Genomic DNA, 15,923 nt, shown 5'->3' on the forward strand with positions numbered 1-15,923 from the left:
GGCAAAATATATTAAAATTTATCCACTATTTTAATACAAGCACTTTTCTTCTAGTACTTAGAACCTAGTACCTAAATATAACTATGTCTAAAAATCAATAATTGCCACTAAATCATTTAGGAGCTGGTGCCTAAACGAACGGCTCCGCCTAAAAAATATTATGACCCTTTTCTATTTATAAATTAAAGATTTTCCGTAACGTAGTGGAGGAAAATCCTCCCTAACTAGCACACTAGCATTCTAGCCCACTAGCCCACTAATTTTGGCACACTAGCCCACTGAAAATTGTGACTCCGTCACAATTTTCTTATGCTTCTTCTGCGCTATTGTCTTCTAATCTCTTAAGTGTTCTCATAAACATAGAAGATATAAGTGCCACTGCTCCTAGTATAAGCCAAGCCTTTTGAATGGTTATATACATTAAAACTTTCCCCATAACCACAGGGCTTACTATATATCCAAGGCCCATTATAAGTGGAAGCACTCCACTCATTCTTCCTCTGTGAGAAATAGGAGTATGGTTAGCTATAAATGGCATAACACTTATAGACAAAACTATTTCTCCTATAGTAAATACAAAAACAGATATGAAGAAAAATGTCATGTTATTTACTAAGCCAAGCATTCCAAAACCTATAGTGTAAAAAAGTCCCCCATATACTATGCTAGTTAAATTTTTTGTTTTATTTAATATTTTTGTAATTACTGGAGTCATAATCATAACTACAATTCCGTTAAAACTAGCCAAGTATCCATAATATTTTGATCCTAATTCCCCATAAGCTTGTGAAACTTGTAGAGGGAACATAAATCCCCATTGGTTATAAACAAAATTGTATCCAAAAGTTATAATAGCAAAATATAATAAAATTTTTCTATTCCATAAAACTTTAAATATAGATCCCTCTTCTTTCTTTTCAAGCTTTCTGCTTTCATCAGTTATATCTTCTTTGGTAAGGTGAATAGTTTCATTAACGAAGAAATATATAAGTGATAAACCAATAAGTGCTGTTAATGCGTCTCCTATAAACACCCATTTAAGATGATTCTCAAATAAAAGTCCACCTAGTATAGGACCTACAGCAAATCCTATGTTCCATCCCATATAATCAAGGGCATAAGCTGCATTTCTATTCTTTGGTTCTGTTAAATCAGCTATTATAGAATCATGGGCAGGTCCTGCAAATCCCATAACTGCTCCTGCTGCCATAAGCACATAAACCATATATATTGTAGGTTTCATAAATCCACATACTATATATAAAAAACAAGATAAACCTTCAAATATAATTATCATTTTCTTTCTTCCAATGGTATCAGCAAGCTTACCACCAATTACCCCTGTGGGCATAAATAAAACTCCCGATATACTCATATAGACTCCTGCTAATTCCGTTGAAAGTCCTATTTTTTTAGTTAAAATAAGTGTCATAAGTGGTCCTACAAAGCATCCCATAGCATTTATAATTTTAGATGCAAATATTACATACACCTCCCTGGGCAGTCCCTTGTATGGTTCCAAAAGTTTCTTTAAATAATTCATTTTAATTTCCCCCTTTTTGTGCATAAAAAATTTTAGTAATCTTAATTGTTTTCATAATCCTTTAAATAGATTTATCCCCATGCTAAATTTTGATGTCCACCCCTTCTCTAGATTTATCCAGAGACTTACCTGCCGTAACACTCCCACTTCTAACAAAGTGGGAGATAACGGCAGCTACGTCCCTGGATAACCATCTCTAACCTTCAGTTGGAGTAAAAACTCCATGTGAAGCTAAGAGCTCTGTTTATAACCACAAATTAAATTTTATAAAAATAAAAACCGCTAAGCAAAAATGCCTGCGGTTATAAATTCAATATATTCATATAAACTAATTTAAATTAATATATAAATCTTGAATTCGGGCAAATACATTTTTACTCTCTTTCAGTATACTACTATATTTAATTTTGGACGCACTTCTAGCCTTAAAATTAAAATCCGCTTTTAAATTAAGATTTTCTATAAAATTAGGATTTTCATATACTAAAGTTTGTAAAAACATACTCACACCTCCTTATAATTCATAATTCTTGAAACATTACAAAATTTATTGTACTCCTAAAAATAGCATTTGTAAAGCTTTTTCTAATGGAGAAAATTGCATAATTCCTTTTAAAATAAAATCTTATGAATATATTATATAGCCTCCATTGTGGGAATACGATATATTATGGCTATATTTTTAATTTGTTAATTATACAAATATCTCAATCTTATACTATGCTTAATACTATACTTCCATATCTACTATCTTTTTAAGATCTTTATATATGTCCCTGAGACTATTATACATTTTTTTATAAACCTTATTGTATAACTCCTTATAAATTTGTGCATTAGCTGTATTAGGATTAAAGCTTCTATTATACTTAACCATGTTTTTAACTGCACTTTCATAATCACTATAAACCCCAAGTCCCACAAAGGTACTTATAGCTGCTCCTAGTCCTGAAGTTTCGTAGGTCTGTACTGTATTTACTGGCAAATTAAACATATCTGAAGCTATTTGACATATAACATCACTTTGAGCCCCTCCTCCAGAAGCTATAACATTTTTAACTTTATTTTTAGATCTTTTCTCTATTTTTTCAATACCCTCGTATAAGGCAAAATTAATTCCCTCCACAATAGAACGATAAAGGTGATATTTTGTATGCACATCTCCAAAACCAATAACAGAACCTTTCGCCTCTGGAATTCTAAGTCCTGCTCCCCAATATGGCTGTAATATAAGTCCATTACTTCCTGGTGGTATCTTTAATAATTGATAATTTAAAAATTCTTCTGTAGACATATTTTTTTCTATTGCTCTAAATACTTCATCTGTACAGAATTCTTTCTTAAACCAAGAAATCATCCAATACCCTCTGAAAACTCCTATTTCAGGATTAAATCTCCCGGGCATTACAGCTGGATATGCTGGCATAAATCTTATAGGTTCAAAATATCTTTTACTAGTAGTTTGCACTGTAGCACTAGTTCCAAAACTTATACTAACACTGTTTAAATCTAAACACCCGTTGCCCAGTGTTTCACATCCTTTATCTGAACCAGATGCCACCACTGGAAGTCCCTCTCTTATTCCAGTGTCCTCCGCAGCTTTTCTAGTAACTGTACCTAATATTTCTCCAGGTTCTATTAAATTAGGCAGTCTTTCTCTGTCCACTCCAAATAGGTTCCATCTTAAAATATTATTTTTATTTGCCCAATCCCTTTTTTTATAATGAAAGGGTATATGACCTATTTGACTTGCTTTTGAATCACACAAATTGCCTGTAAGCTTATATGTAAAATATCCTGAAAGCAATAAATATTTATGGGTTTTTTCCCAAATTTCTTCTTCATTTTCTATTATCCAATTGGCTTTAGATTTTTTTCTCACCTCATCCATGCTCTCAGTCATACCTGAAGCTGCTAAAACCAGTCTAGCTCCAATAGGTAGCGGTTCCCTGCATTTAGCCATTCTCTGATCACACCATATAATAGCTGGTCTCAATATATTTCCTTTTTTATCTATATTTATTACAGTATCCCTTTGCGTAGTCACTGACATACCTATGATTTTATCCCACTTATTCCTTTGTCTTTCCTTCAATGCTTTACATGCCTTACAAGTATTTTCCCAAAATACCCCTACATATTGCTCTGCAAATCCAGGTTTGATTGAAAAATAAGGGTCGAAAGGTATTTTTTCAATATCACATAAATTTCCCTCTATATCAAAAATTATGGCCCTAACACTTTGTGTGCCACAATCTATAGTTAAAACATATTCCTCCAATGTTAAATTCCTCCAAAATCTTTAAATTATATCCCTCAACTATTTCGATAAAAGATTACAAATCCCTCTATAAAACATCATGTAATTATATAATATACGCTATTGAAAACGTATTCTTAACATCTTTCATTTTTCTAAAAAACAATTTATCTACAAAAAATTTATTCACACCTCTCCAAGCTCTATGACTAATCGTTCAAACATTGATTCTGTTAATAAATTATTTACTTTTTGCGCTAGTTTTTTTGAATTTATCTATTGATAACAATTCATTTTTCGTATATAATTAAATTACAGTAAAGCTATTTTCATAAAATGTGTGAAATGTTTAGTTTCTCCATTTAGCATTTCCCTTGAAAATTGTTTTCCTTAACAATTATTCCCCTCAAATTTCTAATTAATTAGAAATTTAACCCCCTTAGGAAGCCAGAGCGTAGGGCTTCCTTTTTTTATTCTTTTTTATCCGATGACTACCTGCCGTAACACTCCCACTTCTAACAAAGTGGGAGACAACGGCAGCTACGTCCCTGGATAACCATCTCTAACCTTCAGTTGGAGTAAAAACTCCATCTGAAGGTTAGAGCTCTGTTTATATCAATTCTTGTAATACTTTTGTAATATTTTTTTATGATTTTGTAACTCATTCAAAGTAAATTTCCATTAAATTATTTATAATAAGATATTTTTTGCTATGTATAGAAATCTTATTAGGAGTTATATATATTCAACTTTCTAAGTTGTAAAACAAAATTAAAAACTATATTTATATTGCTTTTATTCCATCTAATATAAAAATTTATATACGAAAGTTGAGTTATATGTTTATTACAGTATATAATTGTATATAAGTGTATTATAAATTTGAGGTGATTTATATGTTAGAAAAAATATTAGTTGTAGAAGATGAAAACTCCATAAGAGGATTTCTAAAGATAAATTTACAAAGAAATAATTTTCAAGTTATAGAAGCTGGTACCGGTGAAGAGGGTTTACAAAAGGCCTTTATAGAAAAGCCTAAGGTGGCTATATTAGATGTAATGCTTCCTGGGATAAATGGATTTGAAGTTTGTCAAAAACTTAGAGAAAAATTTCCTCATATGGGTATAATAATGTTGACAGCTAAAAGTCAAGATATGGATAAAATAATGGGGTTAGAGTTTGGTGCTGATGACTATATAGTTAAACCATTTAATCCTTTAGAATTAGTATTAAGAATAAAGGCTCTTTTAAGAAGAATTGAAGAAAATAATGACAATACTCAAGATAATACTATAGTAGAATTCTACCCGTTTAAACTAGATACCTATTCACAAAAGGCATATAAAAATGGAATGGAGTTGGATTTAACTCCTAAGGAATATCTAATACTAAAGCTATTTATTGAAAATCCCGGCAAAGCATTTAACCGTGATGAATTATTGAATGCTATTTGGGGATTAGATTTTATAGGCGACACCAAAATTGTTGATGTAAATATAAGACGTCTAAGAACAAAAATAGAAGAATGTTCCTCTGCACCTAAATATATAGAAACTGTATGGGGAACAGGTTATAGGTGGAACAAGAATGAACAGCATTAGAAAGCGTCTAAGTTTAAATTTTTTAACTGTAATATTTATAACGATAGCAATATTTGAAACTCTTATTATAAGTGGTACTAAACAATATTATTATAAAAACATAGAGGATTCACTTACTAATCAAGTAAAGGCCTCCTCTGAATTTTATACAAAGTATTTTTCAAATTCATCATTAAAAGAAAATGTTCAGGAAAACGTAGATGTTTTCTGGAAGCAGACTTCAGCTCAAGTTCAAATAATAGATACAAAAGGCAATATATTAATGGACTCCATAGGAGTAATTCCTTCTGAGGTAATTGATGATGAAGCATTTAAAAATGCCCTGGAGGGTAAACTAGGTAAATGGCGTGGTACTGTGTCCTACTCTAGGCATAAAGTATTTTCTGTAACTTATCCATTAAAATCCAATAATAAAATAGTGGGTGCCCTTAGATTTATAACATCTTTAGCCCCTGTAGATAAGGAAATTTTTGCCATATCCTTAATTCTATCGGCTATTGGATTTATTGCTTTATTTACAGCTTTAGTGGTAAGCATATTCATGTCCAATACAATCGTTGGTCCAATAAAAAACTTAACAACTGTAGCAGGTAAAATGGCTGATGGAGATTTAAAAATACGTAATAAAAAAGTATTTGACGATGAAGTTGGAAAGCTTTCGGATACACTAAACTACATGGCAGATGAACTATTAAAAAAAGAACAATTAAAAAATGAGTTTATCTCCTCAGTTTCTCATGAGCTAAGGACTCCTTTAACTTCTATAAAGGGCTGGGCTATAACACTAAAAACAGATGAATTAAACGATAAAGAGCTTATAAGAGATGGACTTCAAATAATTGAAGATGAAAGCGAACGTCTTACTGGCATGGTTGAAGAACTTTTAGATTTTTCAAAATTTGTATCAGGAAAGATTACTTTAAATAAGGAAATAATTCATATTGATATATTACTAGATTATATAAAAAAACAAATGAGTCCTAGAGCTAAAAGGGATAATATAAGTTTTATAGTGTTGAAAAACGACAATATTCCTGCCATAGCCATGGACCCTAATAGAATAAAGCAAGTACTCATAAATCTTGTGGACAATGCCTTTAATTTTACACCCGAAGGTGGAACCGTAACAGTTTGGACAGAGGTTCAAAATAAATATTTAATACTTCATGTGGATGACACTGGTTCTGGAATAAGTGAAGACGAACTTCCAAAAATCAAAGAAAAATTCTATAAAGGTAAAAGCAGTAAATCTAAAAATGGAATAGGTTTATCCATATGCGATGAAATAATAAGACTGCACAATGGGTTTTTCATTATAACCAGTGAACTTAATATTGGAACAAATATTTCAGTTAAGCTTCCAATAGAAATTTAAATTTTCGAAAAAATACACAGGGAGATAATATGTAATGAAGAGAACTAACATATTTATATTCTTATTAATAACATTATTATTGTTTTCATCAAGCACTTTTATGCAAGCTTGCAAATTTCCTCAAATTAATCCTACAGAAAAGATATCTGCTCCTAGGAATAAACTTATTCCTATTCAGGGCACTTGGAAAGTTGTAGATTATAAAGATGCTAATAAAAATGCTAAAGTAAATAAATCTTTAATTGGCAAAACAGCAGAGTTTAGCCAAAAGGGTGCTATATTTTTGGATGAAACTTGTAACTCTCCTAAATATAAAGTTAAAGTTGTAAATGCTGTGGACTACTTATTTTACAATTACAAATTAGCACCTGAGGATTTAGGTATAAAAAAAGATAAAATTGAGATTGTATCTGTAACCTGCAATGAGAATCTTTTCTATGATTTTATACTTATAGATAAAAATAGACTTCTCATTTATATGGATGAAACATTTTTTATAATGGATAAAATTTCTGATGACACTAAAAATATAGCAAAAATTAAAGACACTGTATCATATGAAGAAAAAAATTCCAATGAATCTTCTCAGCTAAATTCTGGAGTTTTCATTGGAATTCGCTCCAATAGTGCCAATATATCAGATTCTCCTTCTAGTTATAGAACTATATGGATTTCTTCAAAAAATAAAAAAACACTAGATATTTTAAAAAGTGATGGAATATTTTTTCCTAGAAAAACTGGATTTTGGTATGTTAATGTAAATAGAACATCAAAATCCGGCATTACACAGGACAATATAGAAGCCCATGCAATAGATAGCAGCGACAATAAAAATACTAAAATTACTGTTCCTTCTCATAAACCCTCTGCTCAAAACCTATTTAGAAATATATTATTTATATGTAATGATTATATAGGTACTGAATATTCCATGGGCTCTATATCAAATAATAATTTAAATAAATTTCAAGTGCTACCTGTGGACAATTTAGAAAATAAAAAAGGAATAAAAATATCTGACCTAGTAGGAAATGTGGGCTCTAATATTCTAAAAGACAGCTTAAATTCTTTTTTATCCGTAAGAAGTGATAAAAAAGATACTTTTCAAGATCAGGCTATTGATGAAGAAAACTTTACATTAACTAGAAGAAATGGCCATTGGGTTATGACCGGACGATTGAATTCTTCTAAAAATGAAATGGATTATATTGATTTTGATTTAAACATGTTTCCTCCTAAGAAACTTCTAACCTTTGATGATTTATCTTTATCTTGGAGTGAAGTAAAAAATAACATACCCCATGCCCTGGATGTATTTACTTCACCAAATGGCGACATAGCTATAGTGGTTTCTAAAGATGCTCTTTATGTTTATACTATAGAAAATAAAACTTTATCTTCGAAACCAATTGAAAAAATTCCTATAGATAGTACTGAATCGATAATTATGGCAGAATGGGCCACTGGAGACTACGTTTCTAAGTGGACTGACAGCTTTAGGGACTTTATAAAAAATGAAAAAAATAAGAAATAATAAGAGGACTGTTGCACTAAGAATAAATTCTATCCAACATTGAGTTTGATATTAAAATTCAAACCCATATATTGTGTATGAATTTCTTAGTGCCACAGTCCCCTTTTATTTCAATCCTTTTATTTCAATCCTTTTATTTCAATCCTTTTATTTTAGTCCTATTATTTTATACACCTGTTCCATATCCAAATTTTCTCTAACTATATCTGCTAACTTATCCAATTCCTTTTCTCTTAAGCTTTCGTATTCGCTAACTTCTTTAGGCTGTAATCCTTTTTTCATTCTTAAAGTATTTACCACGTAATCCCTAAAGCTTAAGCCATCAAAGACTCCATGTATATATGTACCCATTACATTTCCTCTTTCATTTATAGCTCCATCAAATACGTCAACCTTTTCTCCATTTCTATCCTCTATTTTGAAAAGCGGCTTACATCCCTCACCATAAGAGCTTATACCCATGTGTATTTCATAGCCATAAACCTTTTTATCTGCAATTTTATGTCCCTGTAATTCCTGTAGAAGTTCCGCATTTACCCTAGTGGTAACCTTCTCCTTTTCAAAGGTAGTAGTCATATTCAAAAGACCTATGCCCTTTACTTCTTTTACCGCTGTCTCCACTTCATATGGATCCTTAAGTAAATCCCCTAGCATTTGATATCCTCCGCATATACCTATGACCATTCCAGTTTCACTATATTTTTTAATTTTATCTTCCAATCCATTTTTTCTTAAAGAAATCAAATCTTCTATGGTATTCTTACTTCCTGGTATTATTAAAAGGTCTGGGTTTCCAAATTCCTCTACATTTTCAATAAATCTTACTGAAATATCCTCTTCATTTTTAAGTGCATCTAAGTCTGTAAAGTTTGATATATGAGGAAGCTTAATTACAGCCACATCAATATCTCCTTTAATTTCTTTGTTAAAGCTTACAGCTCCATCTTCATCTTCTAGAGCCAATCTAAAATGTGGCACCACACCAAAGCATGGTATTTTTATTATATCTTCTAGCATAGTAAGGCCCGGTTTTAATATTTCCACATCTCCTCTAAATTTATTTATTATAGTTCCCTTTACTCTCTTTTTTTCCTCATCATTAAGAAGAAGCATTGTTCCTGCCAGTGAAGCAAAAACTCCACCCTTATCTATATCTCCTACTAAAAGTACAGGTGCATCTATAAGTTCCGCCATACCCATATTAACTATGTCTCTATCTCTTAAATTTATCTCAGCGGGGCTTCCAGCACCCTCCATTACTACTATGTCAAATTCTTCTTCCAATTTTTCAAAATGCTCTTTTAGCATATCCTTAAATTCTAATTTCATATTATGATATTCCATAGCAGTACTGTTTCCATAAACTTTACCATTAACTATTATTTGGCACTTTTTATCAGAAGTAGGTTTTAAAAGAATGGGATTCATATATGCCTCTGGCTCAAGTCCTGCAGCATAGGCTTGAAGTACCTGTGCCCTACCCATTTCCTTTCCATCTAATGTTATGTATGAATTTAAAGACATGTTTTGTGATTTAAACGGACAAACCTTATATCCATCTTGCTTAAATATTCTACATAAAGCTGCCACCAATATACTCTTGCCTACTGAAGAAGCCGTCCCTTGAATCATTATTTTAGCCATAATTTTTCCCCCTCTATTAGATTCTTTATAATTCGCACCACTACATTGAAAGTGCCTATATTATTGCACTGTCTTTAATTTTTATATTAACAATTTACTTTCTCCTTTAAAATAAACTGCATAACAATTTTATAATTGACAGTGATGGATGTTTTGATAATGCAAAACTAAAATTTAAAGCAGATAAATTCTATGTTTAGTTCTCTTAAAATTTTAGTTTTTCTATAAGAAAAACTTCCTTCATTGTCCATTGTCAATTCTCCATTGTCAATTATAAGAATGTTGAGTCGCAACATTCTTAATTTTAGTATTTTCGCTAGCTACCACCAATAAAATACTTTTAAGTTCCTAATTTTTATATTAACAATTTGCCTTCCATATTGCAATACCTGTAATGTAGGGCTATGGCATTAAAGAATTTATATACGATTGTTTTAATTTACAAAATTGTTTTGTAATTCTTCTGTAACTCATATATTTACTATTTATTGTATAATTAATGTAGAATATTTGAATTTATTTATAAATTGTTTTAAAATAGTTATAAGGATTAAATTTCATTAAGGGAGGTGGACCGTGGAAAGCATTAACAAATTCTATAAAACAAATATATATTATAGAGTTTTGCAAGCTTTTATTAGCGGTGATTAGCATGAATAGTAAAAAGTTATCTAAGTTAACACTTTCTTTAACCCTTTGCTTTGCTTTATCCATTGGAAGCCTTTTTATGCCTGTCAACAATAGATCTGCAAATGCATTTGGCACTAAAATTTCTATAGAAAACTTAATAGAATTTTTAAATATATCTTTTCCTTCTAAGGAAAACAAAAAATCTTCCTCTAAAAAAACTTCTCCTTATTCAATAAATGAGGACATAAATGGAGACGGGGAAAAAGAACTTATTATATGGAATCATGATACTAGAGATGCCTACAAAGTAGAAGTTCTAAGTAAAAATGGATCTGATTATGTGGACGACCCTCTAATGTATCCTTATTATTTCCAAAAGGTAGTTGACTACTATAAAACTCAAATAAATAAGACATATAATAGCAAGAGCCCAATAATGTGGTATTATCTAAGTGATGCTGAACTGAAAATAAATAAGCCAAAAGAAGCACTTATTTCTATTGAACAGGGCATATCCAATCTAAAAAATCATGATAGTGCCTTATACGGAATGTTTTTGTCCCTTAAGGGAGAAGCTTTAAGACGTCTTGGTGATTATGACGCGGCTTTAAAAACCTTAGACAAGGCTATGTGCTCACTTACCTCATCTAAATTTAGTGACAATTCAAGTATTATAAATACTTATTTTTACATTGGCAAAACTTTGGAGTCCATTGGTTATGATGAAGTTCAAAAGGAATATTACAGAGCTGCCTTATCTCTTGCAGCAAAAGAATATGGCGTTGATTCAAAAGATTATATTAAAGTAACATATAAAATTCAAAAAAAATTAAATAGAATATCACATAATTCTAGCCCTAGCGGCCAAAAGTTAATTAAATAGTATCTTAAATTTCCACGTAATTTTTAAGACCTACATCACATTAAATTTTAAGTTTAAAATTTAATGTGAAATTTAGAATGTAAAATTTAAAATGAAGGTTGAAATTCCTAAGGAATTTTTTTAGTTCGTATAAGGGGCTGTGGCATTAAGAATAAATACTACAATATATTGATTTTTAATTTACAAATCAACATATTATATGTAAATTTCTTAGTGCCATAGCCCCTTTTTATCTTAAATCTTAAATTTACGCTGAAGTGAAGGATTCTTTGTTGAATTAAGGTGTTTTCCTATTTAACAAGTTTCCTATAAAACTATTCACAGCAAATTTTACATTGTTTTTTCTTCTAAATCTCTTTTGGTAATCTTTAAAATCCCAAACTTCTAAAAATCTTTCCCCGGCATAATATCCTGCTGTATATAATGCTGCTGATTTTTCTTTAGCAATATTAAACTCTGTTGATTTTACACCCTCTACAGGTATAAATACAGTTCTAGCAGCATCTCTTGCACTAAGTTCTTTATATATAGAGTATTCACTCATGGTACTAGCTATATCAAATAGAAAAGACATAGGATCATTTTTACCTTTTGAAGTCAAACTTTCATCCTTCTCTTTTGCTTTAAATTTGAATCCTATTATAGGTATTTTTATATTATCCATGTCAAATATATCTATTGGATAATTACAAGTTACTCCTCCGTCTACCATATAGCTAACTCCATCTTTATATTTAAACTCCACAGGCTTAAAGTAAAGTGGTATGCTTATGCTCATTCTCACAGCCTTAGCCACTGAAAATTCTCCTGGATCTTCCCCATAATCCACTAAATCATCTGGAAGAACTACTTTCCTCTTTAAAGTTATATCTGAAGCTATAACCTTAAGCTTACTCTCTCCCTTTTCCATAATATCTTTAAAATTAATTATGCCTTTTTTCTCTAAAAGCTCTTTTATCCAGTTTTCAAAGTAATCACCTGAACATATGCCCTTATCCCTAAAAATCCCCAGTGCTGCTCCAACTACCGGAATTCTATTAACAGAGTCCTTGTCCAAAAATTTTATAAAATCCATTTCAGACAGTATTTTCTCCAATTCCTCCGCCTTATATCCTGCCATTACAAGTGCTGCTATAATAGCTCCTACAGAAGTTCCTGCTGCCCTTTGCCATATATAATTATGTTCCTCAAAGCTTTTAAGTGCTCCTACTGTACCTATACCCCTTATGCCACCACCTTCAAAAACAGCCTCTGCTTTTACAAAGCTATTCATCTGCATCCCTCTCCTATGCTTTTTATTATATTATACATCACCCATTAGTGTTATTTCATCTTCATCTACTACAATTCCTCCAGTAAGCAAAATTCTATATTATATACCCTTATATACTTTAAATACTGTAGACTTTTTCATTATATATCTACTATCATGGATATTCTCTACAATTTTATATCCATTTCTAAGATACAAATTAACAGCTCCCTTATTTTTAACAAATACATATAGAAATATATCCTTATTTTTCTCTTTTGAAACTAAATTTTCTAACTCATAAAGACAATAAAGTGAAGAGGTTCCTCTTTTTATTCCCTTACTAACTAATTCAGCTAAATTATTAGCACTTTTTTCATCATTGCAAAAATACCATGAAGTGTAATTTTTATTAGTAGTAGTGATATTCTCGCCTATAGATGTTAAATAATCTCCCCACATTTCTTTCACTGAAATTATATAGCATTGCTCAATTTACTAATGCCTCTATATCTGTTTCAAAATCTAATCTTCCATCTTCATAATTTATCCGATGACTACCTGCCGTAACACTCCCACTTCTAACAAAGTGGGAGATAACGGCAGCTACGTCCCTGGATAACGATCTCTAACCTTCAGTTGGAGTAAAAACTCCATCTGAAGCTAAGAGCTCTGTTTATAATTAGATGTAAATTATCTCTACTCCTGAAAAATTAACATTACCAACCAATGTTAAAGTATTTGTTGTTATTTCATCTCTTTTATTCTTTTCTTCAATGGAAGCTAAAAATACATCTGCTTTATTTTCAATTTTCCAACTTTTAGGTATATATAGTTCTACGCCTGAAAAAGAAGCATTAATCCTAACTATAGCATTATTATTACTCATGACTGCGTTATCAAAATACACCTTCATCGCCCCAAAAGAACACTTAAAATCCGCTTGCTCAAACTTATCTGTATTTATATATTTTATAGTACCACTAAACGAATTATTAAATCTAACATAGCTTTCATCTTCTATATCAATTTTCTCAAACTTACCCTCTTCACAATCGCATTTGAAATTAACCATTTTGGTATGTTTATGAAAAATCATAGAAAGACCAATACTACCAAGTGCTGCTGCAAGTAATACAGTCCAAGGTGTAATCTTTGTTATCCCTAATTGTTTATCATATATTATACAAATAAATGCAATAGGGAATAAAATACCTGAAAAATTAAGAGTAAATAAACTTTTCACAATAACTACCACTAAAAAAACTGTTAACAATAAGCTAAATGCATTTACATCAGGAAAGTACCCAAGCTTATTTATAATTAAGAAAATCCCCCCCAATATAAGTATAAATCCCCAAAAAATCCTATCTTTTTTCATATCATTTCCTCTTTTCTAATAATTTAATTTTTAATGGTTTATAATAATATCTTGAAACATATACTTGTTTATGAGTATTTTGAAATTCAACTTTACTTGATGATGATATGCTACGTGTTATGGAGTAAATATGATTTGTATTTAGAATAGTTGATTTTGAAACTCTCATAAAATATCCCGGTAAAAGTTCTTCAAGCTCATAAAGCTTATATTTCACATTATATATATTATCAATGGTATGTGCGCAAATCCCATTTTTTTCAGTTTCAAAAAATAAAATTTCTTCTAAGGAAATATAATACTCAGTATCACCTTTGTAAAAAGTTATGCGTTTTTTATATGATAGCATATGGTCAAGCATAATTTGAATATTTTTAACATCTTCACTTAATTCACTACATCTAATAATAACTTCGTTTTCTTCAATTTTATTATCTACCTCGATTTGTATTTTCATATTTCCACTCTCCATATTTTTATTATATTAACTATTTTTCCCTTTGTAAATATAACAACAGTAAGTGGTTAGTTTTTGCTTGTAACTGGTATGATTTTTATGCCTTAACTGCTTATAATTTATTCTCTTCTATAGTCATAAATTTCATTTTTAACTTTTAATTCTACACCATTTATTTTTATTGTCTCATCATTTATCCATTCCATATGAGCTTTTTCACAGTGGTACTGCCAATAAATATTTTTCGTTTTCCCGGTTTTATTATTCTTTAGTGTACCTAAAACTGCAAAACCTGTTGTGGCTCCACCATTATTCAAATAAGCGATTACACTATATGTTCCATTAGGTGAAGTTGATTCACTAAGATATTCTTGACCTCTAATTCTTTGAATATCAAAAAATGCCCAATTAATAGCATAAGCTACTCCACCAACCAAAATGACCATAATGATACCTATCTTTATAAGCCTATTTTTTGTTTTTTGTTTCATAAATTACTCTCCCATAAATAATTTCATAATTATAACATTTGTACCATAATATATCAATAACGATACTTTAATGTTACTATTTCAGGCAGGATTATTTTTATTAGCACTATTAACATTTATAGTGTTACTTATTGATAAAATGTCAAAAAAAATAGTAGCCCCAGGTCGAATTGGTTAGCTACTAATTTTTTATTATATATATTATAGTGATGCCAGTTGCCTAAGCAACTAGATCAGCTTAGTAAATTAGGCATTTGCAAAATAATCTTCTATAATCACCTAAGGTAATGCTAAAACTTAAATATATCTTCTAGGTTTATAGACATATCTGGAAAAACCGTGCTTATATAGTTATCATTATTCTTAAAAACATTTGTTATTTTATACTGATTATCTATTAATGAATATTGTACTATATACCCTTCTTGTTCAACTATATTATATTCAAGAACACCAAATCTTTGATAAACATCTAACTTTGTTATATAGTCATGAGTTGCGGTACTTTTTGAAATAACTTCAAATACAATCTTTGGCGCTGATGTGAAACTTTCACCTTGCCTAGTAGATTTTTCACACATTACAAATACATCTGGTTTATACTTATACACTTCTTCATTATTTCTAAAAATCACTTCAATAGATTCCGTATATACATCGCATTTACTTTTATCAAGGAACGTCATTAATTTAAAATTTAATCTTGATATTATTTTATTATGTTGAATAGAAGTATTAGATGATAATATAATATATCCGTTACTATATTCAGCCTTACCATTATAATTAGCCTGAATATTTTCAAACTCATCTTCTGTGTAGTGTATATTCTTAGCGTACATACCTCACCACTCCCTTATTTTAATGCCTTT

15 protein-coding genes are annotated in these 15,923 nt (G+C 30.2%); 5 read left to right on the forward strand and 10 right to left on the reverse strand.

Going from position 1 to position 15,923, the window contains the following annotated elements; all coding sequences use genetic code 11:
• Nucleotides 1–307: 307 nt before the first annotated feature.
• From FGK85_RS04355 to FGK85_RS04360, 3 genes are all read right to left on the reverse strand, one after another.
• Nucleotides 308–1,543: an MDR family MFS transporter gene (locus tag FGK85_RS04355; protein ID WP_138204079.1), complete on the reverse strand. Its 1,236-nt coding sequence runs from the start codon at nucleotides 1,541–1,543 to the stop codon at nucleotides 308–310.
• Between the two features lie 328 nt (nucleotides 1,544–1,871).
• Nucleotides 1,872–2,045, reverse strand: coding sequence for a hypothetical protein (locus FGK85_RS15265; protein WP_171011324.1), 174 nt, complete (start codon nucleotides 2,043–2,045; stop codon nucleotides 1,872–1,874).
• A 228-nt stretch (nucleotides 2,046–2,273) separates the two neighbouring features.
• The gene (locus tag FGK85_RS04360) at nucleotides 2,274–3,824 is read right to left on the reverse strand and encodes an FGGY-family carbohydrate kinase (protein WP_138204081.1); all 1,551 of its coding nucleotides are present in this window, start codon (nucleotides 3,822–3,824) and stop codon (nucleotides 2,274–2,276) included.
• 875 nt (nucleotides 3,825–4,699) lie between these two features.
• Between FGK85_RS04360 and FGK85_RS04365 the strand changes: the two genes are divergently transcribed.
• From FGK85_RS04365 to FGK85_RS04375, 3 genes are read left to right on the forward strand one after another with little or no spacing between them, the layout of a single operon-like run.
• Nucleotides 4,700–5,404, forward strand: a complete 705-nt coding sequence (locus tag FGK85_RS04365) for a response regulator transcription factor (protein ID WP_138204083.1) — start codon at nucleotides 4,700–4,702, stop codon at nucleotides 5,402–5,404.
• Nucleotides 5,391–6,779 carry a sensor histidine kinase gene (locus FGK85_RS04370; protein ID WP_138204085.1) on the forward strand — a complete coding sequence of 463 codons (1,389 nt, stop codon included), beginning with the start codon at nucleotides 5,391–5,393 and terminating at the stop codon, nucleotides 6,777–6,779. Before FGK85_RS04365 ends, FGK85_RS04370 begins: the two co-directional genes overlap by 14 nt.
• Nucleotides 6,780–6,813: 34 nt before the next feature.
• Nucleotides 6,814–8,313 carry a hypothetical protein gene (locus FGK85_RS04375; protein WP_138204087.1) on the forward strand — a complete coding sequence of 500 codons (1,500 nt, stop codon included), beginning with the start codon at nucleotides 6,814–6,816 and terminating at the stop codon, nucleotides 8,311–8,313.
• Between the two features lie 147 nt (nucleotides 8,314–8,460).
• On the opposite strand, the gene FGK85_RS04380 is transcribed toward FGK85_RS04375, so the two are convergent.
• Nucleotides 8,461–9,957 carry a cobyric acid synthase gene (locus FGK85_RS04380; protein WP_138204088.1) on the reverse strand — a complete coding sequence of 499 codons (1,497 nt, stop codon included), beginning with the start codon at nucleotides 9,955–9,957 and terminating at the stop codon, nucleotides 8,461–8,463.
• Between the two features lie 652 nt (nucleotides 9,958–10,609).
• Between FGK85_RS04380 and FGK85_RS04385 the strand changes: the two genes are divergently transcribed.
• A complete protein-coding gene (locus tag FGK85_RS04385) occupies nucleotides 10,610–11,470 on the forward strand; it encodes a tetratricopeptide repeat protein (protein WP_138204090.1) in 861 nt (286 codons plus the stop codon).
• A 277-nt stretch (nucleotides 11,471–11,747) separates the two neighbouring features.
• Here FGK85_RS04385 and FGK85_RS04390 read toward each other — a convergent pair whose 3' ends face one another.
• The 5 genes from FGK85_RS04390 to FGK85_RS04410 all read right to left on the reverse strand — a co-directional run bounded on the left by FGK85_RS04390 (nucleotide 11,748) and on the right by FGK85_RS04410 (nucleotide 15,051).
• Nucleotides 11,748–12,743, reverse strand: a complete 996-nt coding sequence (locus FGK85_RS04390; RefSeq protein ID WP_138204092.1) for a patatin-like phospholipase family protein — start codon at nucleotides 12,741–12,743, stop codon at nucleotides 11,748–11,750.
• Between the two features lie 99 nt (nucleotides 12,744–12,842).
• Complete coding sequence (locus FGK85_RS15475; protein ID WP_207670517.1) at nucleotides 12,843–13,193, reverse strand: hypothetical protein; 351 nt, start codon at nucleotides 13,191–13,193, stop codon at nucleotides 12,843–12,845.
• A 211-nt stretch (nucleotides 13,194–13,404) separates the two neighbouring features.
• On the reverse strand, nucleotides 13,405–14,103 hold the full coding sequence (locus FGK85_RS04400) for a LiaF transmembrane domain-containing protein (RefSeq protein ID WP_138204094.1): 699 nt from the start codon (nucleotides 14,101–14,103) through the stop codon (nucleotides 13,405–13,407).
• A 1-nt stretch (nucleotide 14,104) separates the two neighbouring features.
• Nucleotides 14,105–14,560 (reverse strand): LytTR family DNA-binding domain-containing protein, encoded by a 456-nt coding sequence (locus tag FGK85_RS04405; RefSeq protein ID WP_138204096.1) that lies wholly within the window; start codon nucleotides 14,558–14,560, stop codon nucleotides 14,105–14,107.
• A gap of 119 nt (nucleotides 14,561–14,679) precedes the next feature.
• The gene (locus FGK85_RS04410) at nucleotides 14,680–15,051 is read right to left on the reverse strand and encodes a DUF5412 domain-containing protein (RefSeq protein WP_138204098.1); all 372 of its coding nucleotides are present in this window, start codon (nucleotides 15,049–15,051) and stop codon (nucleotides 14,680–14,682) included.
• A gap of 70 nt (nucleotides 15,052–15,121) precedes the next feature.
• Between FGK85_RS04410 and FGK85_RS04415 the strand changes: the two genes are divergently transcribed.
• Nucleotides 15,122–15,229 carry a putative holin-like toxin gene (locus tag FGK85_RS04415; protein WP_171011325.1) on the forward strand — a complete coding sequence of 36 codons (108 nt, stop codon included), beginning with the start codon at nucleotides 15,122–15,124 and terminating at the stop codon, nucleotides 15,227–15,229.
• A 112-nt stretch (nucleotides 15,230–15,341) separates the two neighbouring features.
• Here FGK85_RS04415 and FGK85_RS04420 read toward each other — a convergent pair whose 3' ends face one another.
• The gene (locus tag FGK85_RS04420; protein WP_138204100.1) at nucleotides 15,342–15,893 is read right to left on the reverse strand and encodes a Uma2 family endonuclease; all 552 of its coding nucleotides are present in this window, start codon (nucleotides 15,891–15,893) and stop codon (nucleotides 15,342–15,344) included.
• Between the last annotated feature and the right edge of the window lie 30 nt (nucleotides 15,894–15,923).

Source organism: Haloimpatiens lingqiaonensis, from assembly GCF_901447495.1.
Classification (GTDB): domain Bacteria; phylum Bacillota; class Clostridia; order Clostridiales; family Clostridiaceae; genus Haloimpatiens; species Haloimpatiens lingqiaonensis.

Excerpts from the sequence above, each read along its gene's own strand:
- FGK85_RS04365 (WP_138204083.1), top strand. The coding sequence starts at position 4,700 with ATGTTAGAAAAAATATTAGTTGTAGAAGATGAAAACTCCATAAGAGGA.
- FGK85_RS04355 (WP_138204079.1), bottom strand. The coding sequence starts at position 1,543 with ATGAATTATTTAAAGAAACTTTTGGAACCATACAAGGGACTGCCCAGG.
- FGK85_RS04410 (WP_138204098.1), bottom strand. The coding sequence starts at position 15,051 with ATGAAACAAAAAACAAAAAATAGGCTTATAAAGATAGGTATCATTATG.
- FGK85_RS04400 (WP_138204094.1), bottom strand. The coding sequence starts at position 14,103 with ATGAAAAAAGATAGGATTTTTTGGGGATTTATACTTATATTGGGGGGG.
- FGK85_RS04370 (WP_138204085.1), top strand. The coding sequence starts at position 5,391 with ATGAACAGCATTAGAAAGCGTCTAAGTTTAAATTTTTTAACTGTAATA.
- FGK85_RS04405 (WP_138204096.1), bottom strand. The coding sequence starts at position 14,560 with ATGAAAATACAAATCGAGGTAGATAATAAAATTGAAGAAAACGAAGTT.
- FGK85_RS04385 (WP_138204090.1), top strand. The coding sequence starts at position 10,610 with ATGAATAGTAAAAAGTTATCTAAGTTAACACTTTCTTTAACCCTTTGC.
- FGK85_RS04420 (WP_138204100.1), bottom strand. The coding sequence starts at position 15,893 with ATGTACGCTAAGAATATACACTACACAGAAGATGAGTTTGAAAATATT.
- FGK85_RS15265 (WP_171011324.1), bottom strand. The coding sequence starts at position 2,045 with ATGTTTTTACAAACTTTAGTATATGAAAATCCTAATTTTATAGAAAAT.
- FGK85_RS04390 (WP_138204092.1), bottom strand. The coding sequence starts at position 12,743 with ATGAATAGCTTTGTAAAAGCAGAGGCTGTTTTTGAAGGTGGTGGCATA.
- FGK85_RS04415 (WP_171011325.1), top strand. The coding sequence starts at position 15,122 with ATGTTACTATTTCAGGCAGGATTATTTTTATTAGCACTATTAACATTT.
- FGK85_RS04380 (WP_138204088.1), bottom strand. The coding sequence starts at position 9,957 with ATGGCTAAAATAATGATTCAAGGGACGGCTTCTTCAGTAGGCAAGAGT.
- FGK85_RS04375 (WP_138204087.1), top strand. The coding sequence starts at position 6,814 with ATGAAGAGAACTAACATATTTATATTCTTATTAATAACATTATTATTG.